Source organism: Streptomyces sp. TLI_146, assembly GCF_002846415.1.
Taxonomy (GTDB): domain Bacteria; phylum Actinomycetota; class Actinomycetes; order Streptomycetales; family Streptomycetaceae; genus Streptomyces.
On sequence record NZ_PJMX01000001.1, the window covers coordinates 7,418,630 to 7,443,144 of the forward strand.

Below are 24,515 nucleotides of genomic sequence, written 5' to 3' on the forward strand. Positions count from 1 at the left end.
GCAATGGCGTGTTCGGATCGCGCGATGACTGTTTTCGATCGGGTGGAGGGTGGGGCGGCGGGGGAGAGAGTTCGCCGCAGGGGACGGGGGATCCGTCGGTGCGAGGGGTGTACGGGCGGCCTGGCCGAGCTCGCCGCGTGGGACCGGGAGCACCCCCGTGACTCCCGGTCCCACGCGGCCCCGCCCGCCCCCCCCGGCCGGGCGGCCCCCCTCGTACATGGTGGCAAGCGCCCCATGTGAGCCACGTCAACCCTGCGTTGGGCCCGGGGTAAACCCGCGCGGTACACCGGACCCGGTCGCGGCCCGGCGCGCGCCCGGCGTGTGCCCGAACGCCCGCCGGAAGACGTCGATGAACGCGCTCGTCGACGACCAGCCGCACCGCTGGGCCACCGAGGTGACCGAGGCGTCCCCGGCCAGCAGCACCAGGGCGTGGTGCAGGCGCAGTTGGGTGCGCCACTGCGGAAACGTCATCCCCATCTCCGCGCGGAACAGCCGGGCCAGCGTGCGGGCGCTCGCCCCCACCGCCGCGCCCAGCGCCGCCAGCGACCGGGGGTCGGCCGGGTCGTCGTCCAGGATCGCGCAGAGGGCAACGAGCCGGGGATCGCGGGCCGTGGGCAGGTGCAGCGGCTTCTCGGGCGCGTGCCGCAGCTGGTCCAGGACGACCGCCAGCATCCGGCGCGCCTCGGGCGTCTCCTTGGGACCCGGCGAGCTGTACGCGATGATCAGCTCGCGCAGCAGCGGCCCCACCGCGAGCACCGCGGGCCGGGCAAGCCCCAGCGGATCGCGGTCCACCGGAACGCCCACGGTGTGCAGGGCGGTCTCGCCGTACGCCCGGTGCTCGTGCGCCGTCCCGGCCGGCACCCAGATCGCCCGGGTGGCCGGGGCGACCCAACTGCCCGCGTCCGTCGTCACCGACAGGACGCCCTGGCCCGCGTAGACGACCTGATGCACCTCGTGGCGGTGCGCCAGCACACCCGTACCCGGCGCCAGGTACCTCGTCGTGGTCGGAATGTGCGGCGGACCGTGGCGGAATATCGGCACAGCCCGGCACTTTATCGGAAGCCCGCCGACAGGCCGCGCTCGCAGGATCGAGGGGTGACGACCACAGCGCAGCCACCGGGCTCCACCAGGAAACCGTCCGCGACAGCCGTGATGGCCCTCGGCCACGCCACGGTCGACTTCTACCAGGGGGCGGTGCCCGCGCTCGTCCCCTTCCTGGTCGCCGAGCGCGGCTACGGCTACCCGGCCGCCTCCGGCATCGTGCTGGCCGCGACCCTGCTCTCCTCCCTCGTGCAGCCGCTGTTCGGGGCGCTCACCGACCGCCGGACGATGCCCTGGCTGATCCCGGTGAGCAGCCTGTGCGCGGGCGTCGGCATCGCGCTGTCCGGGCTCGGCGGCTCCTACGTCCTGACCTGGCTCGCGGTCGCGCTCGCCGGGATCGGCGTCGCCGCCTACCACCCGGAGTCCGCCCGGCTCGCCCGCACCGCCGCCGGGGGCAGCCACGTCGCCATGGGGTGGTACTCGCTGGGCGGCACCCTCGGCTTCGCGCTCGCGCCGCTAGCCGTAGGGCCGGTGCTCACGGCCGGGGGGCTCGGCGCGACGCCGTGGCTGGTGCTGCCCGCGGCGGCCGGGGTGCTGGGGACGGCGGCCTCGGTCCGGGTGCTCGCGCGGCGGGCGGCGGTCGGGCGGGCCGCCGCCGCCCGGTCGGCCGCGCCGGACAACTGGCCGGTGTTCCTGCGGCTTTCGGCGATCGTGGTCTGCCGCTCGGTGGTGTTCGTCGGGCTGAGCGCCTTCATCGGGCTGTACGCCCAGGAGCGCGTCGGCGGCGGCCCCGCGACCGGGTCGGCCGCGCTGTTCACCCTCTTCGCGGGCGGGGCGGCGGGCACGGTCGCCGGGGGGCGGCTCGCGGTGCGCTGGGGCCGGGTCCGTACCGTACGGCTCGCGTACGCAGCCTCGGTCCCGGCCGTGGCGGGCGTGGTCCTGGTGCCGGGGCCCGCGCTCTTCGCCTTCGCGGCGCTCGCGGCCGCCGTGCTGTACGTGCCGTTCTCCCTCCATGTGACCCTCGGGCAGGACTTCCTGCCGAGCCGGGTCGGCACGGCGAGCGGGGTCACGCTCGGACTCGCGGTGAGCGTCGGCGGAGTGGTCTCGCCCGGGATCGGCGCGCTGGGCGAGGAGGCGGGGCTCGGCGTGGCGCTCGCCCCGCTGACCGCTCTGTGCGCCCTCGCCTGGTGGCTGGCGCGCGGGCTGCCCGAGCCGGACGCGGCGGCCTACGGGGCGAGCACCGGCAGCGCGCGCGGCACCACGTCCAGCGTGTAGCGCGCCGAGCCGGTGTGCAGCAGGTCCCCGTCGTGCTCGAAGAACAGCGGCTCGCCGTCCGTGCGCTCCACCACCACCCGGCGCCCCCGCGCGTACACCACGCCGTCCCGCCCCACATGGCTGCCGTCGCGGGCCAGGCGCACCATGTCCCGCAGCGGCAGTTCGGCGCCCGCCACACAGATGTCGAGCAGCCCGTCGTCCAGCACCGAGCGCGGCAGCGGCATGAACTGCCCGCCGCGCCGCCGTCCGCCGCCCACCAGGACCGAGACGGTCGCCCCGGACTGCACGACGACCCCGTCCACGCTCACCCGGCCTCGGTACGGCCGGAAGGCGATCATCGTGCGCGCCACCGCCGTCTGATAGCGCCGCCGGCCCGGGCCCAGCGCGTCCCGCACGCTGGTGAGCGCCTGCGCGGCGAGCCCCGACGAGGCGCCGAGCAGGGCCAGTTCACCGGTCTCCTCGATCCGCGCCAGATCGACGCGGCGCACATGCGGCGCCGACAGGGCGGCCTCCAGGGCGGCGGGCCACGGGCGGTCGGACCAGAGCTCCCGGTAGAAGGAGTTGCCGCGGCCGCCGGGCAGGACGAGCAGGGCGGCGCGCCGCTCCTCCCGCCCGGCGAGCAGACCCGTCATGATCTCGTGGGCGGTGCCGTCGCCGCCGACGCACACCAGTACGGCCGGGCCGCCCGGCCCGCCCGCGGCGCGGGCGAGCTGACGGGCATGGCCCGGCCGCTCTGTCACAGCCAGCTCGACGGGCGTACCGGCCCCCGCGATCCGTCGCGCGACCTCGTGAGCCATCTCCCGGGAGTACGTTCCCGCGGCTGGATTGGCCACCACCAGAACGGACTTGGGGGACGGACTCATCGACGGACACCTCGGCGCGCTCGGCGAAGCAGTGCTGTGGCGGAGAGGACAGGATTCGAACCTGCGCGGGCTGCTCGTGCCCGGTCCGGAACACGCCCGGAACCCCCGTTGGACCTCTTCGGGTACCTCTCCCATCGTCGTACGGATGGATCCTCGCGGGGGCCGCTGAGACCCCACTGAGACGACACTGAGACGCGTGTCTTACCCGGCCCGCCACCTGGTCACGCCGTCCGCCCGGCCCGTGGCCCGATCCGCCCGCGAACAACTGTCCCTGTGCCACGGGCAGTTGACTACCGGCCCGCCGGTCATTACGACGGCAGCGCGGGGGCGAGCGAAAGGCTGGGCTGTGCGATGGAGGACGACGATCCGCGCTGTCTGCGCCCGGGCGAGGCCCGGGCCCTGCTGGCCGGCCGCCCATGGCGGCGGGCCGTGGTGCTCAGCGGACAGGAGGGCAGACTCGCCCGGAACGCCGTGGTCCCCGGCTACCGGCCCCGGGTCTGGCCCGACCGGGTGGCCCGGGCGCTGCGCGAGGCCCGCCCCGGCCTGGCCTGCCTCCTGGTGCAGGCCAGGCGCGAACTCGTACTCGCCGAGGTGCGCTCCCGCCAGCTGGCCCAGGCGCTTGCCTTCCGGGCCGACCTGGCCCTGATCGCGTGCGGCGGGCCCGATGTGCGGGCGCGCCGGTTCGACGCGGACGTGGTGGAGACCGAACTCAGCCGAATTCTCGCCTCGTTGAAGGAGACGGAGTGCCGCCACACCGTGGTGGTCAGCCCCTTCGACTGGTCCGCCTCCGGCCAGGTGGCCCCCGCCCAGCGCGACCGGGTGCGCTCCCGCCAGCGCCTCCTCGTGGAGCGCCTGACGATAGTGACGCTCCGTCATGGGGCGCTGCACATCGACCTGATGGGCCAGCCGGACACCGACCCCGGAACACTGTGGGGCCCGCAGCCGGGCCGCCTCAACAGCCGGGGCCACGCGCTGGCGGCGGCGCTGGTGGTACGGACACTGGCGGCCCGGCTCGCACCCTGACCCCTGTCGTCGTGGCCGCTCAGTTCCTCAGGCGGCGGCCCGTCTCGGCCCGGCAGGACCGGTCCAGCGCCTCGTACAGATGGTCCAGATCGGCCCGGGTGAGCACGGCGGGCGGGGCGAGGCGCAGGACGTGCGGGGCCCCGGGCGCCCTGCCGGTGATCACGCCGTGCCCCACCAGCTCGATGAGCAGCCCGGCCGCCGCGTCCGGGCCGGTGAACTCGATGCCGAGGAGCAGCCCCCGCCCGCGCACCTCGCGCACCGCCGGGCCGTAGTGCCCGCGTACGATCCGGCCGGTCACCCGCAGGATCTCCGCGCCGAGCACCCGGGCCCGCCCGACCAGGTTGTCCTCGCGCAGCGCCGCGACGGCCCCGCGCGCGGCCGCCATCGCCAGCGGCGCGCCGGAGCAGGGGTACGGGTCGGCGTACGGGGCGTGGTCGAACGCGGCGGACACCCCGGCCGTCGCCACCACCGCCGCCAGCGGGACCACCCCGGCGCCCAGCGCCCCGCCGACCAGGAGCAGATCCGGCGCGACCTCCTCGCCGCCCGCGCCCCACCAGGCCCCGAGCCGCCCGAGCCCCGTCGCGGTCTCGTCCAGGGCGAGGAGCGCCCCGTACTCCCGGCACAGCGCGGCGACGCCCCGCAGGAAGCCGGACGGCGGCAGCACCACCCCCGCACCGCCCTGGACGGGCTCGACGAGGACACAGGCCCGCCCGGGCACCCCCGCGAGCATCCGCCGCAGCGCGGCCGCGTCTCCGTACGGGACCACGGAGGCGCCCGCAGGTATCAACTCTTCGAGATATGCCTCGTGCTGACTGCCTGTCATTGAGACGAGCCGGGTCCGGCCCCGGGCGCGGGCCATACGGGCCGCGAGGGTCAGGGCCTGGACAGGCGAGCCTGTGAAGTGGACCCGTTCCAGGCCCGGCGGGGCGACCGAGAGGAGTGCGTCGGCGGCGAGCGCGGACTGCGGCTCAGGGAAGAGGCCGCTCGCCACCGGCCGGCGCTCCAACTGCTCGCGGACGTGGCGCAGTACGGTCGGATGGCGTGCCCCGGTCAGCGGGATGCCGAGGCCGCCACAGTCCAGGAACCGGCCGCCCGCGTCGGTGGTGATCCAGGCGCCCTGGGAGGCCACCTCGACCTGGCCGCCGAGGAGTTCGCCGAGGGCGCGCCCCTCGCCCGTCCGGGAGCGGTACAGCCTGCGCAGTGCCTCGCGGCCGGTCCGCTGCCGGACGACCGCCGCGACCGTCATCTCCCGGTTCGCCCCCTCTCCCGAAGAACACCGGAAAACTGCCACCGCCCGCTGAGATGAATCTGAGACGCGACTGAGACGGGTGTGTCAGGGAATTGGGGCCCGCGGCTGCGACGATGCTCATGACAGGGGGGAATGTCATGAGTATCGATACCTTCGCCGTTGACGGCGGCGACACGGTTTTCGGGGCGTTACGGGCCCACGGAGAGAATCCCAGCGCGTTCCTCGCGATGAACGAGGGAAAAGAGTACTTCACTGTTGCGGGCAGGCCCGGAGTGATCCCTTATCGGGATACCGGCGGCCAGCTGCGTCAATCCGCCGGAGTGATCGCTCCCCACGACGGCCAGGAGCCGTTGCTGCGCGCCTTCATTCAATTCGCCGCGGAACGCCGCCGCAAAGTGGTCGCCACCCGGCTGCGGCGCCCGGAGGCCCAGCTTTTCGCGCGCTGCGGCTTCACGGTGAACCAGGCGGGCTCGTCCTATTCGGTCTATCTGCCGGAATTCCACCTCGGCGGCCCGCGCCTGGCCGACCTGCGCCTCGCGGTGTCCCGGGCGTGGCTGGCGGGGCTGCGAGCGGCCGAAGCGGCGGACGGGGACAACGCGGCCCGGCGGGGGGAAGTGGCCGACGGGCGGCGGGTGTTCGAGGGCCGGATCGGGGACGAGGTCGTCGCGTCCGTCACGTATCTGCCGGTCTTCGGCACCCGCCCGGGGTGGCTGCACCACACCGCGCACCGGGCGCCGGGCGCGCCCCAGGGCGCCCTGGAAGCGGTCGGCCTGGAGGCGGTACGGGTCTTCGCGGCCGAGGAGGCGCAGTGGCTGCACCTCGGGTTCACCCCGTTCGCCGGACTCGGCGCGCAGTACGAGCTGGGGTCCGCCAGTGTGCTGGCGGCGCGGCTGCTGCGGCTGGCCGCCGAGCGCGGCGAGTGGCGGCACACGGCGGCCGGGCGGCTCGCCCACCAGCGCATCTGGGATCCGCATCTGGTGCAGCCCGGCTATCTGGCCTGGCAGGGCCGGGCGGCCGCCGGGGCGCTCGGCGAGCTGCTGAGGCTCGCCAAGTCGCCCTGACGGACGCCCGGGTGGCAGAGATCAGAGGGCGACCGGCTCTCTGCGCAGGATGTCCTGGAAGCGGGCGCGCAGGGCGTCCCCGGGCTCCAGGCCGAGGTGGTGCGAGAGCCGCTGCCGGGTGCGGTGGTAGGCGTCGAGTGCCTCGGCCTGGCGCCCCGACCGGTACAGCGCGGTGATGAGCTGCTCGCAGAACCGTTCGCGCAGCGGGTACTGGGCGTGCAGCTGCTGGAGTTCGGTGATCACCTCGCGGTGCCTGCCGAGGTCGAGCTCGGCGTCGAAGAGGTGCTCGTACGCCATCAGCCGCACCTCGGTGAGCCGGGTGTAGGCGAGCCGGCTGATCATGCCCTGGCCGGTGTCGAGGAGCGCGGGTCCGCGCCACAGGGCCAGGGCCTCGGTGAGCAGCCGGACCACGCGCTCCGGCGACGCCCGGCGCGCGGCCGTGGCCTGCCGCACCAGGGTGGTGAACAGCGAGGCGTCGACGTCCCGTTCGGGCAGCGACAGCGCATAGCCGAAGCTGGACGTCTGGATGAGGCCGCGCAGCCCGTCGCGCCCCGTGCGGGACTCGATGATGCGGCGCAGCCGGGCGACATGGCCCTGGAGCGAGTTCTCCGCGTTGCGCGGGAGTTCCTCACCCCACAGCTCGTCGATGAGATCGTGGCGTGAGACGGGCCGGTTGGGCGACAGGGCCAGTGCGGCCACGATCGCCCTGAGCTTCTCGCCGGGAATCCGGAAGGTGAGATGGCCGTCGGTGATTTCCAAAGATCCGAGCAGGCGAACTTTCAACGTGCTTCCCCCGTGCTTCGTGCTGAATCCTGCGACTCCGCCGACGCCAGATCGGGATCTTCCGGCAGCGCCGGTGGATTTCGATGATCACCGCTCGAAGAGCGGTGATCTTACCCCGTAACGAACATGAATGAAGAGTATTTGTCGCTTCTGACACGGTCAACGCAATTGAAAGTCGAGTGACCCACTGTGAGGGGGCTCACGCGGGAGCGCGCCCACGGCTCGGCGCGATTCAGCCGACGAGCCGGAGCGCGGTCCGCGACCGCCCCACGCTCACCGTCTGACCCCACGTCAACTCCAGTGCGTCCGACTCGATTCCGTCGCCGAAGGCGACGAGCCGGTCCGACTCCACCGTCAGGCGCAGCCGCTCCGCGCTCTCCAGCACCCCTTCCACCAGGCTCGTTCCGGTGGTGGGCGAGGGCCAGGCCTCGCGTACGAACCAGATCAGCCGGGGGTCGGCCGGGGCCGGCAGCGCGAGGTTGCTGCCGCGCTGCTGCCACAGCGAGCGCAGCCAGCCGGTCGACCCGGTCCCGGTGCCCACGAGCAGACCGGAGGAGGCCTGGGGCTCGGGGGTGGTGGCCGGGTCGTCGGGGCCCAGGCGGTAGCGGGCCGTCTGGTGGCCCGGCGGGCCGAGGTAGATCTCGTTCAGCGCCAGCAGCCGCTGGGTGTCGTCCGCGACCGCCTCCACCATGGTGAGCTCGTCGGCGCGGGCCGTGGCGGCGCACGGCAGCAACGCGCCCGCGTCGGACGGGCGGTGGCGCACCAGCACGCCCGGGTTGCGGCCCGGGTCGGTGTCGATGCCGACCACGGGCTGCCCCGAGAGGTACTTGGCCGTGTTGGCGACCAGGCCGTCCTGCCCGACGACCACGACCACGTCCTGTGGCGCGAACAGGAACCGGTCCAGATCGGCGCGCTCCACCCGCGACTGCCGCCACTGGAGCGGCACGGCCGCCGCCACCTCGGCGAGCGCCCGCCGGGTGCGGTGGTGGCGCTCGGCCACCTCGTCGAGCGAGCGCCCGCGCGAGGCGAGGAAGAACGCGGCCTGGCCGTGGGTGCCGTGCCGGGCCAGCAACTCCTCGTACTCCGTGGTGCGGTGGACGAGCACCGCGCGCGGCGCGAGGCTCACCGCTCCTCCCCGGCCGGGCGGGCCAGCTTGGCGAGCAGCCCGGTGAGCACGTCGGGGGAGAGGGTGAGGCTGTCGATCCGGGGCAGGTTCTCGGCGAGCCGGGTCGCGGTGAGGGCGTGGAGCGTCGCCGTGTCGGCGTCCGCGTGTACCCGCAGCCAGGCCGCCTGCGCCTCGGCGCGGGCCTCGCCGGTGGTGCGGGCCGCTTCCGCCTCGGCCTGCGCGAGCCGGACCGTACGGGCGGCCTCGGCCTCGGCGCGTACACCGTCGGCGGCCGCGTTCTCCTCGGCCTCGCGGCGGGCGTTGGTGCCGCGCTGCTCGACCAACTGCTCTTCCCTGCGGGCGAGTTCGACCTTGCTGGCGAGCTCGTTCTCGGCGATGGTGCGCTCGCGCTCGACGGCCACCGCACGGCGCTCGTACGTCGCCCGGTCGGCCTCCTGCTGGATCTGCTCGCGGGCGGGGGTGCGCAGCGCCCGCTCCACCTCCGGCTCGGGGCGGATGGCGACCACCCGGACCGCCACCACCTCGATGCCGGTGGCGGGCAGCCGGGGCTCGGCCGCCAGCCCGGCCGAGATCCGCTCGCGCACCGACGCCACCCCGTCGACGAGGGCGGCCGCCAGCGGGGTGCGGGCGAGCACGTCGAGCGCGTGCTGCTGGGCGGTCTCGGTGAGCAGCGTGGACAGCTGCTCCAGCGGGGCGCCGCGCCACACACCGCTGTCCGGGTCGATCGAGAAGTCGAGCCGGGCGGCGGCGACGGCCGGGTCGCTGACCCGGTAGGTGACGGTGGCCTGCACGGTCACGTCCTGGAAGTCGGACGTCCTGGCGTGGAAGGCCATCGCCAGCTCCCGGTCGTCGACCGGCACTTCGGAGAGGGCGGCGGACAGCGGCCGGAACCAGAAGCTGAGCCCGGGGCCGTCGTGGACGAGCCGGCCGCGCTTGTGGTGGCGGATGTAGGCGGTGGGCGCGGAGCGCGCGTGCCGCCAGCCGAACCGGCGGTTGATGTCGGCCATGGTGGGACCCCCTTTGTTTTCGTCATGGCGACGATATGGGGTCTCCTCGATATCGTCAAGATGACGAAATGAAGGTCTCGGGGCCCATGGCTTTACCCGTCCGGTATCCGCGAAGCCGTTGACATGTACCGGCCGCGTCGTGAATCTTGATGCTCGAAACTGCACGGTTCCAAGCATGAATGCGCACGCACTGCCCCCTCATTGTTCGGAAGTGGCTTCGGAACCAGCTTCGGAAGCGGCTCGGTACGAACGGAGAACACTCCTTGCGGAACCTTCGACACCGCCGGGGGAGAGTGGCCGCCGCCGTGCTCGCGGCGGCCGCCCTCACCCTCACCGCGCTCACGGTCCCGGCCGCCTCGGCGGCCGACGCCGCCCCGCCCTCCGGCACCCTCGACGGCACCTCCAAGAGCGTCACCTGGCAGAGCCCGGTCTACCCCAAGGGCACGGTCGGCTCGCCCGACAAGTGCGGCACCCCGGCCGATGACCCCTCCAACGCGGTCTGCGCCCGCTTCGACCTGACGGTGAACCCGCCGGCGGGCGAGTGGGACGACAACCCCGAGGGTGGCGTCCCTGTCTCCATCCAGTGGGAGAGGCCCACCGACGACTTCGACCTCTACATCTACGACTCGGCGGGCAAGAAGGTCGCCGAGAGCGCCGGGACCGCCGACCCCGAGGCGACGGTCATCCCCAAGGCGTCGGGCACGTACCACGTGGTCGTCGTCCCCTACGACGTGCACGACAACTCCTTCACGGGCAAGGCCTATCTGCCCGAGGCGAGCGACGCCGGGAACCTCACCGGCTTCACCGGCGGACACGGTACGTACGAGATCGCGGCGGGCCCGCTGAAGGCCCGCGCCGAGTTCTTCGAGGACGACACCCTGCGGCTGCAGGCCTCGCCCGACGGCGTCCTCGCGGACCCGCCGGGCAGCCGCATGATCCAGCACCAGCCGAAGCCGCGGCGGGCGACCACGTCCTTCGACGCGGGTGCCTACTACGGGATCCGCGCCAAGGACACCGTCCTGCGCGTCTACAAGAAGCCCCTGCGGTTCGGGCTCTACAAGGCCGACAACCGCACCGCGATCTGGCAGGAGGCCGACCCGCTCCGCTGGACCACCGGCGGGCTGCGGCAGAGCCTGACGCGCGGCGCCGCCGAGCAGTTCTTCGGCGGTGGCGAGCAGAACGGCAGCTTCTCGCACCGCGACCAGGTGATGAACGTCGGCAACAACACCAACTGGAACGAGGGCGGCTACAACAACTCCCAGCCGTTCTACGTCTCCTCGGCCGGCTACGGCGTCTTCCGCAACACCTTCGCCCCGGGCGTCTACGACTTCGGCCCCCACGTCCGCACCGGCCAGCAGGAACGGCGCCTGGACGCCTACTACTTCACCGGTGACGTGAAGTCCGTGATCGGCAAGTACACCTCGCTGGTCGGCAAGCCGTTCATGCCGCCTGTGTACGGGCTCGAACCAGGCGACTCCGACTGCTATCTGCACAACGCCAACCGGGGTGAGCGGCACACCCTGGACGCGCTGAAGGTCGCCGACGGATACACGCAGAACCAGATGCCGCTCGGCTGGATGCTCGTCAACGACGGCTACGGCTGCGGCTACGAGAACCTCGCCGAGACCGGCCAGGGCCTCCAGGCGCACCACGCCCAGCTGGGCCTGTGGACCCAGGACGGCCTCGACAAGCTCGCCGACCAGGTCAAGGCGGGCCAGCGGGTCGCCAAGCTCGACGTGGCCTGGGTCGGCAACGGCTACGGCTTCGCCCTCAACGCCTGCGACCAGGCGAAGGCCGGCATCGAGGACAACAGCGACGCCCGCGGCTTCGTCTGGCTGCCGGTCTCCTGGGCGGGCGCCCAGCGCTGCGGCGTCCTGTGGAGCGGCGACCAGAAGCTGAGCTGGGACTACATCCGCTGGCAGATCCCCACCTACGCGGGCGCCACGCTCTCCGGCATCGCCTACAACACCGGTGACGTGGGCAGCATCTTCGCCCACGACCCGAAGATGTACGCCCGCGACCTCCAGTGGAAGGCGTTCCTGCCCGCCATCATGACCATGGACGGCTGGTCGAGCGACCTCACCACGCACAAGCCGCACGACCAGCAGCCTTGGCTGGACGGCGAGCCGTACACGTCCATCAACCGCAAGTACCTCCAGCTGAAGGAGCGGCTCATCCCGTACATGTACGGGCTCTCCAAGGACGCCACGAAGACCGGCGTCGGCGCGGTCCGCCCGCTGTCCCTGGAGTACCCGGACGACCCGAATACGCTGGGCCCGAACGCCAAGTACGAGTTCCTGGCGGGTCCGGACTTCCTGGTCGCCCCGGTCTACAGCGACACCGAGGTGCGCGACGGCATCTATCTGCCCAAGGGCACCTGGACCGACTACTGGACCGGGAAGACCTACCAGGGCCCGACCACCATCAACGGCTACAAGGCGCCGCTCGACACGCTTCCCCTGTTCGTGAAGGGCGGCTCGATCGTCCCGATGTGGCCCAAGGGCACGCTGTCCTGGCAGACCCGGGACAAGGGCGAACTCGACTACGACATCTACCCGCAGGCGGGCAGGTCCGCGTACACGCTGTACGAGGACGACGGCGTGACCCGGCAGTTCGCCCAGGGCTTGTCGGCCACCCAGCGGGTCCAGGTGCTCTCGGCGGGCCGCGGCTCGGTCATCGAGGTCGGCCCCAGCGTGGGCAGTTACACGGGCAAGCCCGCCGCTCGCGCGTACCGCTTCACGGTGCACGCGAAGTCCGCGCCCGCGGCCGTCGCCGTGGGCGGCGACCGGCTGCACCGCTACGGCTCCGCGCAGGAGCTGGCGGCGGCCGGGTCGGGCTGGTTCCACGACGCCACGACCGGTGTGACGGAGGTCAAGACCGCCTCGGTCCCGACCGCGCACGGCTTCACGGTCACGCTCGGCTGACCGACGGGCAGCGGGGGCCGCACCGGAGTTGCCGGTGCGGCCCTTCGTCGTCACGGCTTCGCCGTCGGGTGGGTGCGCGCGGCGACGGTTTGTGCGCTCTGAGGCTCCGGTGCGCTCAGACGGGCACGTGGACCGGTTCCGGCGCGCGCGGGGCCGGGACCTGCACCGGCTCCGCGCCGGTCAGCATGATCACACCGCGTGCGGCGACCGCCGCCGCGGCCGCCGCGGTGAGCCAGCCGAGCGGTCCGCCGTGGAACCGCTCGCCGAGCAGCGCCACGCCGATCACGGCGGCCGCCGCCGGGTTGGCGAGGTTCACCACGGCGAGCGGCGCGGCCAACCCGCCCCGGAACGCGGACTGCGAGAGCAGCAGCCCGCCCACCGCGAACGCCGCCACAAGGACGGCGAGCAGGGTCGTCTGCCACCAGGCCATCGGCCCGCCCGGCAGTTCGCGGGCGAGCGAGGCGGTGACCGTCTGGGTGAGCGCGGAGGCCACGCCCGAGGCGACGCCGGAGGCGGTGGCGTGACCGAGGCCGACGCGGCCAGAGCCGGATCCGGCGCGGGAGGCCACCGCGATCAGGAGCGCGGTGGCCGCCGCCACGGCGAGTCCCTCGCGCAGGCTCAGCGCGTCGCCGGGCGTCGCGGGCCCGGTCAGCGCGATCAGCCCGGTCAGCCCCGCGAGCGTCCAGGCGGCGCCGCGCCACTCGCGCCGGGTGACCCGGCGCCGCTGGTAGTACGCGCCGATCGGCAGCGCCGCGACCAGGGTGAGCGCACCCAGCGGCTGGACCAGGGTGAGCGGGCCGTAGTGGAGGGCCGCGACGTGCATCAGCGCGCCCGCCGCGTTCAGCCCGACGGCCCACCACCACTGCGGCCGGGCGAGCAGGGCGGCGAGTCCACCGCCCCCGTTCGCGGAGGCCAGCCGGGACTGGGCGACGGCGGCGAGGGCGTACCCGGCGGCCGAGGCGAGCGAGAGCAGGATGGCGAGGACCGCGGACTCGTTCATCGCAGCGCCTCCGCGAGCCGGTCGGCGTCGGCGGTACGGGAGACGCCCGTGCGCCCGGTGGTCAGGGCAGATTCCGGGGCACGGGCGGGTTCAGGGGCCACGGCGGGCCGGGGCGCGGGGCTCCGGCGCACGTGGACGGCGACGGTGCGACCGCTGCGTACCGGCTTCGGACGCGGCACCAGGTACAGGGCCGCGCCGAGGAGCGCGGCCGCGACGAGCGCGTCCAGCCAGTAGTGGTTGGCGGTGCCGACGATCACCAGCAGGGTGAGTGCCGGGTGCAGCAGCCACAGCCAGCGCCACCGGCCGCGGGTCGCCGCGACGAGGCCGATCGCCACCATCAGCGCCCACCCGAAGTGCAGCGACGGCATCGCCGCGAACTGGTTGGCCATGGTGTCCGTGTCCGGCTTCGCCGAGTACACCGACGGCCCGTACACCTGCGCGGTGTCCACGAGCCCGGCCGACGCCAGCATCCGGGGCGGCGCCAGCGGCAGCAGGATGTGCAGCGCGAGCGCGGCCGTGGTCACCAGCGCCAGGACCCGGCGGGACCAGAGGTAGTGGGCGGGCCGCTTCACGTACAGCCAGACCAGGAAGGCGATTGTCGCGGGGAAGTGGACGGCCGCGTAGAAGGTGTTGGCGACCTGGATCAAGGTCTCGTTGTGGAGCAGGAGCCGCTGCACCGCGCCCTCGCCGGGCAGATGGAGCGCGCGCTCCCAGTCCCAGACGCGGTCGGCGTTGTGGAAGGCGCGCGTCTCGTGGCCGTTCGCCAGCTGCCGGCCGAACTTGTACACGACGAAGAGCGCGGTCACGAGCAGCAGCTCGCGCACCAGGGGCGGCCGGGAGGTACCGGTCGTCTCCGGTCCGGTGGGACGCCGGGTCCCTGGACGTATACCGGCAGCCATTCTCCGGCCCCTTTGAGCAAGAAATCGAGCAGAAATCGACAAGCGAACGTACGAAGGCTAGATCGGATTTCATCGAGACGCAAACGTCTCGATACGTTTGCGTCTCGGTTGAGCGGCGCCTACTCTCGTATGTGCAGGAGCACGGCCCCACGCACCGGAGGAACGCGATGTCGACGCAGGCCGCGACGGCCGCCGCACGCCGCAGCAAGATCAGCCCCGAGCGGGAGCTTGAGCTGTACGAGGCGGTGCTCGACCTGCTGCGCGAGGGCGGCTACGACGCCGTGACCATGGAGGGTGTCGCCGCGCGCACCAAGTGCGGCAAGGCCACGCTCTACCGCCAGTGGAAGTCCAAGTCGGTCCTGGTCACGGCGGCGCTCGGGGCGAGCCGCTGCTCGTTCTTCACCGGGATCGACACCGGCACGCTCGCGGGCGACCTGCGCGAGGCGGCGCGGGCGGCCTCCCGCGCCAAGGGCCGCGACACCGAGCTGATGGAGGCCGTCGGCCAGGCCTATGTGATGCACCCCGACCTGCGCGAAATGCTGCGCGAGACCATGCTGAACCCGGAGATCGCCGCGCTCGACGCGATGCTGCGGCGCGGGGTGGAGCGCGGTGAGGTGGACGCGGACAACCGGGCCGTCGACTTCGTCGCCCCGGCCTTCATGGGCGTCCTGCGCGTCGAGCCGCTCTTCGAGGACCGCTTCGCCGGGAGGGACGCCCTGCCGGAGTTCCTGGAAGCGGTGATCCTTCCGGCGCTGGGCCTCAGCTGACGCTCAGTCAGTTGCCCTGTACCGTACGGGAGTTCAGACCGCCAGTACCGTGACGCCCGCGTCGGTGAACCGGGCTGCCGTCTCCTCGGACACCCCCGCGTCCGTCACCAGCGTGCCCACCTGATCCGTCGCGCAGATCCGCGCGAACGTCCGCTTGCCCAGCTTGGTGGAGTCGGCCGCGACGATGACCCGCTCGGCCCGCTCGCACAGCAGCCGGTTGATCCCGGCCTCGTCCTCGTCGTGCGCCGACGCGCCGTGCGTGACGTCGAAGGCGCCGACGCCGAGCACCGCCACGTCCATGGTGATCTGGTTGAGCACGCCCCCGGCCAGCGGCCCGGTGAGCTCGTAGGACTGGGGCCGGGCGACCCCGCCGGTCACCACGATCTTGAACTGGGGCCGCACGGCCAGCTCGTTGGCGATGTTCAGCGCGTTGGTCACGATCGTCAACGCCGGTGATCCGGAGGCGAGTTCGGGCCGTACGGCGAGCGCCCGCGCCACCTCCGTGGTCGTGGTGCCGCCGGTGAGCCCCACCGCCTCGCCGGGTGCGATCAGATCCGCCACGGCCTTCGCGATGCGCTGCTTCTCCGACGCCTGCCGGGCCGTCTTGTAGCGCAGCGGCAGCTCGTACGACACCCCGTGCACGACCGCGCCGCCTCGGGTGCGGACCAGCATCTGCTGCTCGGCGAGCTGGTCGAAGTCGCGGCGGATGGTCGCGGCGGACACGCCGAGCGCCGTCGCCGCCTCCTCGACGTCGAGGCGGCCCTGCTCCACGAGCAGTTCGAGCAGCGCCTGCCAGCGGGCGTCGCGCGACATCCGGAACCTCTTCTCTGCCGTGCTCTGGGGTACTTCTCGGCCGTGCCCTTGGGCGCATCCTGCCGTCGTCACCGTCGGTGATGACTTTAACTCACCTCAAGATGCTTGATTGTGCTTGAAAGCTAGCTATATTTTGCAGAAACACGCATCCGGTTACGGATCCGGGCCACGGATCCAGAGCGAGTGGGAGCCCGGCATGAGCCATGTCGAGAACGAACTCAGCAGCCAGCCCGAGTGCTGGAAGCGCGCCGCCGAGCTGGCGGTGCACCACAAGGACGCCCTTCCCGCGCCGGGCGAGCGGGTCGCGATCGTCGGCTGCGGCACCTCGCTGTTCATGGCCCAGGCTGCCGCCGCGCTGCGCGAGGGCGCGGGCCAGGGCGAGACCGACGCGTTCGCCGCGTCCGAGTACCCGGCCGGCCGCTCCTACGACCGGGTGGTCGCCCTCACCCGTTCCGGCACCACCACCGAGGTCCTCGAACTCCTCGCCCAGGTGCGCGGCGGCGCCCGCACCACCGCGATCACCGCCGACCCGGAGACCCCGGTGATGCGGGCCGCCGACGACGTGGTGGTCATGGAGTTCGCCGACGAGGAGTCGGTGGTCCAGACCCGCTTCGCCACCACGGCGCTCACCCTGCTCCGCGTCCACCTCGGTCTGCACCCCGAGCAGGCCGTCGCCGACGCGCGTACCGCGCTGGCCGAGCCGCTGCCCGAAGGGCTCGTCGGGCGCGCCCAGTTCACGTTCCTGGGCCGCGGCTGGACGGTCGGGCTCGCCCAGGAGGCCGCGCTGAAGATGCGCGAGGCGTCGCTGTCCTGGACCGAGGCGTACCCGGCCATGGAGTACCGCCACGGCCCGATCAGCATCTCCACCGAGAACACCGCCACCTGGATGTTCGGCGAGGCCCCCGACGGGCTCGCCGAGCAGGTGCGCGCCACCGGGGCCCAGTGGGTGGCCGGAGGCCTCGACCCGCTGGCCGAGCTGGTACGGGCGCAGCGCCTCGCCGTCGCCGTCGCGGCCGCCCGGGGCCTGGACCCGGACCGCCCGCGCCACCTCACCCGCTCGGTGATCCTCGACAGCCAGTCATAGGGGCCGCGGGGGAACCGCGCGACCAGCCACGCACAGCCCGCAGCCGACCCACCGCACGGAGAAGGACCCCGGATGCCACTCGCCCAGACCGCCACCCTGGTGACCGACGCCGCGGCCAAGCGCAGCGCCGTCGCCGCCTTCAACATCATCACGCTGGAGCACGCCGAGGCCGTCATCGCGGGCGCCGAGGCCGCGCACTCGCCGGTCGTCCTGCAGATCAGCGAGAACGCGGTGAAGTTCCGCTACGGCCGGGTGCTGCCGCTCGCCCGGGCAGCCGTCGCCGCTGCCGAGGCCGCCGCCGTACCGGTGGCGCTCCACCTCGACCACGTCCAGCGCGACGACCTGCTGCGGCAGGCGGCCGACGCCGGGTTCAGCTCGGTGATGTACGACGGCGGCCAGCTGCCGTACGAGCAGAACCTCGCCGCGACGCGGGCCGCCGCTGATTGGGCGCACACCCAAGGCCTGTGGATCGAGGCCGAGTTGGGAGAGGTCGGCGGCAAGAACGGGCAGCCGCCGCTGGACGCGCACGCGCCCGGCGCCCGGACCGACCCAGAGGAGGCGCGCGCCTTCGTCGCCGAATCGGGGGTCGACGCGCTCGCCGTCGCCATCGGCAACACCCACGCCATGACCACCCGCACGGCCGCCCTCGACCACGGACTGCTCGCCCGCCTCGACGCGGCGCTGCACGTCCCGCTGGTGCTGCACGGCTCCTCCGGCGTCCCCGACGGCGAGCTGACGGCGGCGGTCGCGGGCGGCATGGCCAAGATCAACATCGGTACGGCGCTGAACATCGCCATGACCGACGCGATCCGCGCGTATCTCGCGGCCCACCCGGAGGCGGTGGACGCCCGCAGCTATCTGACGGTCGGGCGCCAGGCGATGGTGCAGGCGGTCACCCGTCTGATCGGGGTGCTGAGCACCGGAGCCTGACGCGCGCGGCGCGCCGCCGGGCCCCCTTCCCCGGGCCCGGCGGCCGCCCGCGCCCCTCGCCGGTCACCGACCACGGGCACTTCCGGCGCGACCGGTGCTCTTCCGCCGTGGACCCGCTTCGTACACGATGAGCCTGTGGACAGGCATGAGCACGCACGGCTCGACGCGCTCCAGCGCGACCCCTATCCGCACTACGCGCGCGCCCGCCGCGCCGAGGGCCTGACCTTCGTGCCCGAACTGGACGCGTGGCTGGTCGCGCGCGACGCCGACGTACGGGAAGTGCTGCGCCGCCCCGAAGCGTTCTCGTCGGCGAACGCGCTGCGCCCGGACGTGATCCCCGGCCCCGCCGTCCTCGCCGAACTCGGCAGCGGCTTCGGCGGCCGCCCGGTCGTGGTCACCTCGGACGGCCCCCAGCACCAGCGGCTGCGCGCCCCCATCGTCCACGGCCTCTCGGCCGCCCGGGTGGCCGCCGTGCTCCCGTACGCCACCGAGCGCGCCACCGCCCTCGTCGAGGCCTTCAAGGCACGGGGCCGGGCCGAGCTGATGGGGGAGTACGCGATGCTGCTCCCCGGCGATGTCATCGGGCGGCTGATCGGCCTGGACGCGGTGGACGTGCCGGTGGCGGTACGCGGCGGCCACCGGGCGGAGGAACTGCTGTTCCGGCCGCTGGAGGAGCCCGAGCAGATCGCGGCGGCGCGGGACGTGGTGACGATGCAGCAACTGCTCGACACATATCTGCGGGCGAGACGGGCCCGGCCGCGCGACGACCTCTGCACGGCCCTGCTGACGGCCCTCGCGCCGGGCACCGGCGAACTGACCCTGGAGGAGCGCCACGAGTTGGTGGCCCACCTCCAGAACTTCCTCCTGGCAGGCCATCTGACGACGACGGCGCAGATCGGCACGACGGTGCTGCACCTGCTGCGCCACCGCACGCAATGGGAACTGCTCTGCGAGAAACCGGAGTTGATCCCGGCGGCGATCGAGGAGGCTGTGCGCTACGACACGGCGCTACAGGGCTTTCGGCGCATCACGACCCGCCCGGTCCTGCTGTCCGGGACCGAACTCCCCACCGGGGCCGCCGTCTTCGTGGCCTTCGGCTCGGCCAACCGCGACGCCCGCCGCCACGAGCGTCCCGACACGTTCGACATCACCCGACCGCCGTCCCGCCACCTGTCCTTCGGCCACGGCGCCCACAGCTGCCCCGGCGCGAACCTGGCCCGAGAACAACTCCACCTGACGATCCACCTCCTCACCACAAACTTCCCGACCCTACGCCTGGCCACCCCGGACACACCGGTACGGATGCACCCGACGCTGATCCATCGGTCGCCGGAGGTGTTGGAAGTGGTGTGGTGAGGGTTCGCGTGCGGGTGGTCTGTGGCTGGCCGCGCAGTTCCCCGCGCCCCTAGGGGGTACGGGGTGATGGCGAGTGCGAGGGCGAAGCCGAGCATTTCAGGGGCGCGGGGAACTGCGCGACCAGCCCGCCACGGTCCGCAGACGAACACAGCGGGGTGCAGGGGCCGCAGGCCCCGCGAGGGGGCTCGGGGGCAAAGCCCCCGGGGAAGGGGTGGGGCGGGGCAAACTATCCTCGGCACCATGCCCGCCCCCCACGCCCTGATCCTCGGCGGCACAGCCGAAGCCCGAACCCTGGCGACCGCCCTCACCGAAACCGGCATCCGTGTCACCACATCCCTCGCGGGCCGCGTCGCACAGCCCAGACCGCTCCCGGGCGAGCTGAGAACCGGAGGGTTCGGCGGAGCCGAAGGCCTGGCGCGCTGGATACGGGAGCACCACGTCACCGCACTCCTCGACGCCACCCACCCCTTCGCCCACCGCATCAGCGAGAACGCGGCCGACGCAGCCCGAAACACCGGCACCGAGCTCATCGCGTTGCGCCGCCCCGGCTGGACCCCCGCCCCCGGCGACATCTGGCACAGCGTGCACACCCTGACCGAGGCCGCTGCCCTCCTGCCCACCCTCGGCCGCCGGGTGTTCCTCACCACCGGCCGCCTGGGCCTCCAGGCCTTCGTCCCCGAGGACCCGGTGGATCCCCTCCACGCCCTCTGGTTCCTCATCCGCTCCGTGGAGGCCCCGGACCCGCCGACCCCGCGCCACTGCGAAGTCGTCCTCGACCGGGGCCCGTTCACCCTGGACGGGGAGCGGGGGCTCCTGCGGGAGCACCGCATCGACGTCCTCGTCACCAAGGACAGCGGCGGCCCCGCGACCGCCGCCAAGCTCACCGCCGCCCGCGAGCTCGGGCTGCCGGTCGTGGTGGTGCGGCGGCCCGACCCGCCCGCCGGGGTGCGGACCGCCCCCGACGTACAGACCGTGCTCGCGCTGCTCAGCCCCGCCGCAGCAGATACGTATCCATGATCCACCCCTTGCGCTCCCGCGCCCGCGCCCGCAGCTCCTCGATGCGGTCGGAGACCTCGGACAGCCGCCCCTGCACCAGGATCTCGTCCGGCGTGCCGACGTACGCACCCCAGTAGATGTACAGGTCCTGGTCGAGGTGACGGGTGAAGGCCTGGCGCGCGTCCAGCATCACCACCACGTCGTCGACCCCCTCCGGCCAGCCCTCCGCGAGCCGCCGCCCGGTGGTGATCTGCACGGGCCGGGCCACTCTATTCAGCCCCGTCCGGTGCTTGGCGAGGAGCGCCGAGACGCTGCTGATGCCCGGCACCACCTCGTAGGCGAACTCCACCGCGCCCCGCTCCAGGATCTCCTCCAGGATGCCGAGCGTGGAGTCGTACAGCGCGGGATCGCCCCACACCAGGAACGCCCCGCACTCGTCCTCGGCCAGATCGTCCACGATGAAGCGCTCGTAGAGGTCGGCCCGGCGGCGCCGCCAGTCGTCGACGGCGGGCGAGTAGTCCGATGTCTTGCGGTCCCGCTCAGGGTCCCGCGCCTCGACGAGCCGGTACGGCCGGCCGGTCACATGCGTGTCGAGGATGTCCCTGCGCAGCCCGGTCAGATCGGACTTCTCCTCGCCCTTCTCCATGATGAAGAAGGCATCCGCCTTGTTCAGCGCCTTGACGGCCTGGAGCGTCAGATGGTCGGGGTCGCCCGCCCCGATGCCGATCACATAGATCTTTCTCACGGCCCCGAGTCTGCCGCATCCGTGCCGGGGCACGGACAGCGAGGCCTACCGGGGCCGGGACCCACCGCCTATCCTCCGACCATGCGTGTCGCACTCTTCGTCACCTGCGTCAATGACGCGGTGTACCCGGCCACGGCCGTCGCGACGGTGACACTCCTCGAACGCCTGGGCGTCGAGGTCGACTTCCCGCCCGGACAGACGTGCTGCGGACAGGCCCAGTTCAACACCGGCTACCGCCGGGAGACCGAGCCGCTGGTGCGCCGGATGGGTGCGGTCTTCGAGGGGTACGACCACGTGGTCACCCCGTCCGGCTCCTGCGCGGCGATGGTCCGCGAGAACTACCCCCGCATCGCCCGCAAGGCGGCCGCCGAGGGCCGTGGCACGGAGCTCGGCGGGATCGCCGGATCACTCGTCCCGCGCGTGTACGAGCTGTCGGAGTTCCTGGTCGACGTCCTCGGCGTCACGGACGTCGGCGCGTACTTCCCGCACACCGTCACCTATCACCCCTCCTGTCACGGTCTGCGCACGCTGGGGCTCGGGGAGCGGCCGCGCCGGCTCCTGGAGGCCGTCAAGGGTTTGGAGCTGCGCGAACTGCCCGGCGCCGAGGAGTGCTGCGGCTTCGGCGGCACCTTCGCCCTGAAGAACCCGGCCGTGTCGGCGGCGATGGGCACCGACAAGGCGGACAGCGCGCTCACCACCGGCGCCGAGGTGCTCTGCGGCGCCGACAGCTCTTGCCTGATGCACCTCGGCGGCATCCTGCGCCGCCGGGGCGACCCTCTGCGCCCTCTGCACCTCGCCGAGATCCTCGCCAGTACGGAAGCGGAGCCCCACCCATGAGCGGCACCTTCGTCGGCATGCCCGCCTTTCCCGAGGCCGCCAGGGAGGCCGTCGGCAACAGCACCCTGCGCGCCAACCTCCGGCACGCCACCCATACCATCCGCGACAAACGCGCCAGAGCGGTCGCCGAGCTCGCCGACTGGCAGCAGCTGCGCGAGGCGGGTAAACAGATCAAGAACCACACCCTGCGCCATCTCGACCGCTATCTGGTGCAGTTGGAGGAGTCCGTCGTACGGGCCGGGGGCACCGTCCACTGGGCCGCCGACGCCGACGAGGCCAACCGCATCGTCGCCGACCTGGTCAAGGCCACCGGCGAGCGCGAGGTCGTCAAGGTCAAGTCGATGGCCACCCAGGAGATCGGCCTCAACGAGGCACTGGTCGCCGAGGGCATCTCCGCGTACGAGACCGACCTCGCCGAACTGATCGTGCAGCTAGGCCACGACCGTCCGTCCCACATCCTGGTCCCGGCGATCCACCGCAACCGGGGGGAGATCCGGGACATCTTCCGCGAGGAGATGGGGAGTTGGGGCCGACCGGCCCCGGACGGTCTGACCGACAGCCCCGCCGAGCTGGCCGAGGCGGCGCGGCTGCATCTGCGCGAGAAGTTCCTGCGCGCCAAGGTCGGCGTCAGCGGCGCGAACTTCATGGTCGCCGAGACCGGCACCCTCGTCGTCTTCGAGTCGGAGGGCAACGGCCGGATGTGCCTGACCCTCCCCGAGACGCTGATCTCCGTCGTCGGAATCGAGAAGGTGATCCCCACCTGGCGGGACCTGGAGGTCTTCCTCCAGACGCTGCCGCGCTCGTCCACGGCCGAGCGGATGAACCCGTACACCAGCATGTGGACGGGCACCACGGACGGCGACGGCCCCTCGGTCTTCCACCTGGTCCTGCTGGACAACGGCCGCACCGACACCCTCGCCGACGAGGTCGGCCGCCAGGCGCTGCGCTGCATCCGCTGCTCGGCCTGCCTCAACGTCTGCCCGGTGTACGAACGGGCCGGCGGCCATGCGTACGGCTCGGTCTACCCGGGCCCGATCGGCGCCATCCTCAGCCCCCAACTCCGGGGCACCGCGAGCGAGATCGACGCCTCGCTGCCGTACGCCTCCTCGCTCTGCGGGGCGTGTTACGAGGTGTGCCCGGTCGCGATCGACATTCCCGAGGTGCTGGTCCATCTGCGCGAGCGCGTGGCGGACCGGGGCGGCAAGGGGCACCGCCTGGAGAAGGCGGCGATGAAGGCGGCGAGTTGGGCGATGGACCGGCCCGCGGTGCTGGCGGCGGCCGAACGCGCGGCGACCCGGACGCGCCGACTGCACCCGAAGAAGGTGCCGGGCACCGGAGCGTGGACGGCCGGCCGCGAGCTGCCGGAGCTGCCGGAGAAGTCGTTCCGCGACTGGTGGAAGGGGGAGGGGCGGTGACGGGGCCGGTGCCGATGGATGGGGGAAGGGCCGTGACGGGCTCGGTGACGACGGAAGGGGGAGCCGTGGCGGGACCGGTCCGGAGCGCGAGGGGTACGGGCGGAAGCTCCCGCGACCGCATCCTGGCCCGCGTCCGCACGGCCGTGGCCGACGCCCGCGAGGCCCCCGAGGTCACCCGGGCCTACCTGACCAGCCACACCCCGGACGACCCCGCGGCCGTACTCGACCTGCTGCACGAGAACCTGGCCGAGTACCGGGCGCTCGTCCACCGCACGGACGCCGAGGGCCTGCCCGCGCTCCTGGCGCGGCTGCTCGCCGAGCACGGCTCGTCGACGGTCCTGGTTCCGCCCGGGCTGCCCCCGGAGTGGCTGGGCGAAGCCGGTCCCGAACGCGTCCAGGACCGGTCCGAATCCACCGCGGCCGAACTGGACACCGTGGACAGCGTCGTCACGGGGTGCGCCCTCGCCATCGCGGAGACGGGCACGATCGTCCTGGACGGCGGCCCCGACCAGGGCAGACGCCGCATCACGCTCGTCCCCGACCACCACGTCTGCGTCGTACGGGCGCCGGACCAGGTCGTCGCGTCGGTGCCCCAGGCGATGGCGCGCCTCGACCCCACCCGCCCGCTGACCTGGATCTCGGGCCCGTCCGCGACGAGCGACATCGAGCTGGACCGGGTGGAGGGGGTACACGGCCCACGCACGCTGGAGGTCGTCCTGGTCATCGGCTGAGCCTCGCGGATGAGCCGATGAGCCGGTCAGGGGGACGGGGGGACGGGGAATCACGGGCGCAGCTGGTCAGCGGGTCAGTCGCGGCGCCTCGGCCCGCGCGTCCACCGGCCCCGGCAGCCGCTCGCTCAGCTTCCGCGCCCACGCCATGAGCCCGCTCAGGTCGACCCCGTAAACCGCTGTCCCCGCATACCGCCCCAACGAGTCGGCGCCCCGCGCGAGCAGCGCGGCGCCGCCCTTCGCGTTGCCGCGCGCGGCGTGGGTGAGCCCGACGGCGAGCTGGGCGAGCCCCCGCCACAGTTCGCGCTCACTCTCCGGCCCCGACTTCCAGGCGTCCTCGAACACCTCGTGCGCGTGGAACGGCATCCCCGCGTCCAGCAACCGCTGCGCCTCCCGCACGGTCTCGTCCGGGGTGCGCACGACCCCCTCCGGCTGCCGCTCCACTCCGGCCGCCCCGTACGGCAGCGGCCGCCCGAGCCCGTCCCTGGGCCGCGCGTTGCGGGCCCGCCCCTCGGTGTCCCGGTCCCGGCGCGAAGAAGTCTCCATGCGCCCATTGTCCCCCGCCGCCGCTCCCCGTACCGGAACACGGCCAC

The 24,515-nt window shown here is 73.2% G+C and carries 23 protein-coding genes and 1 tRNA gene; 12 read left to right on the forward strand and 12 right to left on the reverse strand.

Features of this window, described 5'->3' with window-relative positions:
- Positions 1–246: 246 nt before the first annotated feature.
- Positions 247–1,041, reverse strand: coding sequence for a helix-turn-helix domain-containing protein (locus BX283_RS32980; protein WP_101391081.1), 795 nt, complete (start codon positions 1,039–1,041; stop codon positions 247–249).
- Between the two features lie 111 nt (positions 1,042–1,152).
- Here BX283_RS32980 and BX283_RS32985 point away from each other — a divergent pair, with 111 nt between their 5' ends.
- Entirely contained in the window at positions 1,153–2,316 is a 1,164-nt protein-coding gene (locus BX283_RS32985) for an MFS transporter (RefSeq protein WP_101391082.1), read from the forward strand.
- Here the strand turns inward: BX283_RS32985 and BX283_RS32990 are convergent.
- Together BX283_RS32990 and BX283_RS40830 are read right to left on the reverse strand one after the other, a co-directional pair.
- On the reverse strand, positions 2,268–3,179 hold the full coding sequence (locus BX283_RS32990) for a diacylglycerol kinase family protein (protein WP_218976535.1): 912 nt from the start codon (positions 3,177–3,179) through the stop codon (positions 2,268–2,270). The two genes, BX283_RS32985 and BX283_RS32990, sit on opposite strands and share 49 nt — an antisense overlap.
- Positions 3,180–3,216: 37 nt before the next feature.
- Positions 3,217–3,311: transfer RNA gene (locus BX283_RS40830), tRNA-OTHER, on the reverse strand.
- Between the two features lie 219 nt (positions 3,312–3,530).
- Between BX283_RS40830 and BX283_RS32995 the strand changes: the two genes are divergently transcribed.
- Complete coding sequence (locus BX283_RS32995; protein ID WP_101391083.1) at positions 3,531–4,202, forward strand: GDSL-type esterase/lipase family protein; 672 nt, start codon at positions 3,531–3,533, stop codon at positions 4,200–4,202.
- A 19-nt stretch (positions 4,203–4,221) separates the two neighbouring features.
- On the opposite strand, the gene BX283_RS33000 is transcribed toward BX283_RS32995, so the two are convergent.
- Positions 4,222–5,448 carry an aminotransferase class III-fold pyridoxal phosphate-dependent enzyme gene (locus BX283_RS33000; RefSeq protein WP_101391084.1) on the reverse strand — a complete coding sequence of 409 codons (1,227 nt, stop codon included), beginning with the start codon at positions 5,446–5,448 and terminating at the stop codon, positions 4,222–4,224.
- A gap of 140 nt (positions 5,449–5,588) precedes the next feature.
- Between BX283_RS33000 and BX283_RS33005 the strand changes: the two genes are divergently transcribed.
- Positions 5,589–6,512, forward strand: a complete 924-nt coding sequence (locus tag BX283_RS33005) for a DUF2156 domain-containing protein (protein WP_180357319.1) — start codon at positions 5,589–5,591, stop codon at positions 6,510–6,512.
- Positions 6,513–6,533: 21 nt separating this feature from the next.
- Here the strand turns inward: BX283_RS33005 and BX283_RS33010 are convergent, their stop codons facing one another.
- The 3 genes from BX283_RS33010 to BX283_RS33020 form a co-directional block, all read right to left on the reverse strand.
- On the reverse strand, positions 6,534–7,271 hold the full coding sequence (locus tag BX283_RS33010; RefSeq protein ID WP_257584022.1) for an AfsR/SARP family transcriptional regulator: 738 nt from the start codon (positions 7,269–7,271) through the stop codon (positions 6,534–6,536).
- Positions 7,272–7,527: 256 nt separating this feature from the next.
- On the reverse strand, positions 7,528–8,421 hold the full coding sequence (locus BX283_RS33015; protein ID WP_101391087.1) for a hypothetical protein: 894 nt from the start codon (positions 8,419–8,421) through the stop codon (positions 7,528–7,530).
- The gene (locus BX283_RS33020) at positions 8,418–9,428 is read right to left on the reverse strand and encodes an SPFH domain-containing protein (protein WP_101391088.1); all 1,011 of its coding nucleotides are present in this window, start codon (positions 9,426–9,428) and stop codon (positions 8,418–8,420) included. Before BX283_RS33020 ends, BX283_RS33015 begins: the two co-directional genes overlap by 4 nt.
- A 263-nt stretch (positions 9,429–9,691) precedes the next feature.
- Here BX283_RS33020 and BX283_RS33025 point away from each other — a divergent pair, with 263 nt between their 5' ends.
- Entirely contained in the window at positions 9,692–12,352 is a 2,661-nt protein-coding gene (locus BX283_RS33025) for a TIM-barrel domain-containing protein (RefSeq protein WP_373979317.1), read from the forward strand.
- Positions 12,353–12,467: 115 nt separating this feature from the next.
- Here the strand turns inward: BX283_RS33025 and BX283_RS33030 are convergent, their stop codons facing one another.
- Together BX283_RS33030 and BX283_RS33035 are read right to left on the reverse strand one after the other, a co-directional pair.
- Positions 12,468–13,352: a DMT family transporter gene (locus BX283_RS33030; protein ID WP_180357320.1), complete on the reverse strand. Its 885-nt coding sequence runs from the start codon at positions 13,350–13,352 to the stop codon at positions 12,468–12,470.
- A complete protein-coding gene (locus BX283_RS33035) occupies positions 13,349–14,251 on the reverse strand; it encodes a phosphatase PAP2 family protein (RefSeq protein ID WP_101391090.1) in 903 nt (300 codons plus the stop codon). The genes BX283_RS33030 and BX283_RS33035 overlap by 4 nt, the downstream gene beginning before the upstream one ends.
- Positions 14,252–14,418: 167 nt before the next feature.
- On the opposite strand from BX283_RS33035, the gene BX283_RS33040 reads away from it, so the two are divergent.
- Positions 14,419–15,018: a TetR/AcrR family transcriptional regulator gene (locus tag BX283_RS33040; protein WP_101391091.1), complete on the forward strand. Its 600-nt coding sequence runs from the start codon at positions 14,419–14,421 to the stop codon at positions 15,016–15,018.
- A gap of 33 nt (positions 15,019–15,051) precedes the next feature.
- On the opposite strand, the gene BX283_RS33045 is transcribed toward BX283_RS33040, so the two are convergent.
- On the reverse strand, positions 15,052–15,831 hold the full coding sequence (locus BX283_RS33045) for a DeoR/GlpR family DNA-binding transcription regulator (protein WP_101391092.1): 780 nt from the start codon (positions 15,829–15,831) through the stop codon (positions 15,052–15,054).
- A gap of 196 nt (positions 15,832–16,027) precedes the next feature.
- Here BX283_RS33045 and BX283_RS33050 point away from each other — a divergent pair, with 196 nt between their 5' ends.
- The 4 genes from BX283_RS33050 to BX283_RS33065 all read left to right on the forward strand — a co-directional run bounded on the left by BX283_RS33050 (position 16,028) and on the right by BX283_RS33065 (position 20,218).
- Positions 16,028–16,915, forward strand: coding sequence for an SIS domain-containing protein (locus BX283_RS33050; protein WP_101391093.1), 888 nt, complete (start codon positions 16,028–16,030; stop codon positions 16,913–16,915).
- 72 nt (positions 16,916–16,987) lie between these two features.
- Positions 16,988–17,845 carry a ketose-bisphosphate aldolase gene (locus BX283_RS33055; protein WP_101391094.1) on the forward strand — a complete coding sequence of 286 codons (858 nt, stop codon included), beginning with the start codon at positions 16,988–16,990 and terminating at the stop codon, positions 17,843–17,845.
- A gap of 135 nt (positions 17,846–17,980) precedes the next feature.
- The gene (locus tag BX283_RS33060) at positions 17,981–19,201 is read left to right on the forward strand and encodes a cytochrome P450 (RefSeq protein ID WP_101391095.1); all 1,221 of its coding nucleotides are present in this window, start codon (positions 17,981–17,983) and stop codon (positions 19,199–19,201) included.
- A gap of 240 nt (positions 19,202–19,441) precedes the next feature.
- Entirely contained in the window at positions 19,442–20,218 is a 777-nt protein-coding gene (locus BX283_RS33065; RefSeq protein ID WP_101391096.1) for a cobalt-precorrin-6A reductase, read from the forward strand.
- On the opposite strand, the gene cobF is transcribed toward BX283_RS33065, so the two are convergent.
- Complete coding sequence (gene cobF / locus BX283_RS33070) at positions 20,187–20,942, reverse strand: precorrin-6A synthase (deacetylating) (RefSeq protein ID WP_101391097.1); 756 nt, start codon at positions 20,940–20,942, stop codon at positions 20,187–20,189. The genes BX283_RS33065 and cobF overlap by 32 nt on opposite strands.
- 81 nt (positions 20,943–21,023) lie before the next feature.
- On the opposite strand from cobF, the gene BX283_RS33075 reads away from it, so the two are divergent.
- The 3 genes from BX283_RS33075 (at position 21,024) to BX283_RS33085 (ending at position 23,925) form a co-directional block, all read left to right on the forward strand.
- Positions 21,024–21,779 carry a (Fe-S)-binding protein gene (locus tag BX283_RS33075; protein WP_101391098.1) on the forward strand — a complete coding sequence of 252 codons (756 nt, stop codon included), beginning with the start codon at positions 21,024–21,026 and terminating at the stop codon, positions 21,777–21,779.
- Positions 21,776–23,194 (forward strand): LutB/LldF family L-lactate oxidation iron-sulfur protein, encoded by a 1,419-nt coding sequence (locus BX283_RS33080; RefSeq protein WP_101391099.1) that lies wholly within the window; start codon positions 21,776–21,778, stop codon positions 23,192–23,194. The genes BX283_RS33075 and BX283_RS33080 overlap by 4 nt, the downstream gene beginning before the upstream one ends.
- A gap of 65 nt (positions 23,195–23,259) precedes the next feature.
- Positions 23,260–23,925, forward strand: a complete 666-nt coding sequence (locus BX283_RS33085; RefSeq protein WP_257584024.1) for an LUD domain-containing protein — start codon at positions 23,260–23,262, stop codon at positions 23,923–23,925.
- Between the two features lie 66 nt (positions 23,926–23,991).
- Here BX283_RS33085 and BX283_RS33090 read toward each other — a convergent pair whose 3' ends face one another.
- Positions 23,992–24,468: a DUF309 domain-containing protein gene (locus BX283_RS33090; RefSeq protein WP_101391100.1), complete on the reverse strand. Its 477-nt coding sequence runs from the start codon at positions 24,466–24,468 to the stop codon at positions 23,992–23,994.
- Positions 24,469–24,515 lie beyond the last annotated feature (47 nt).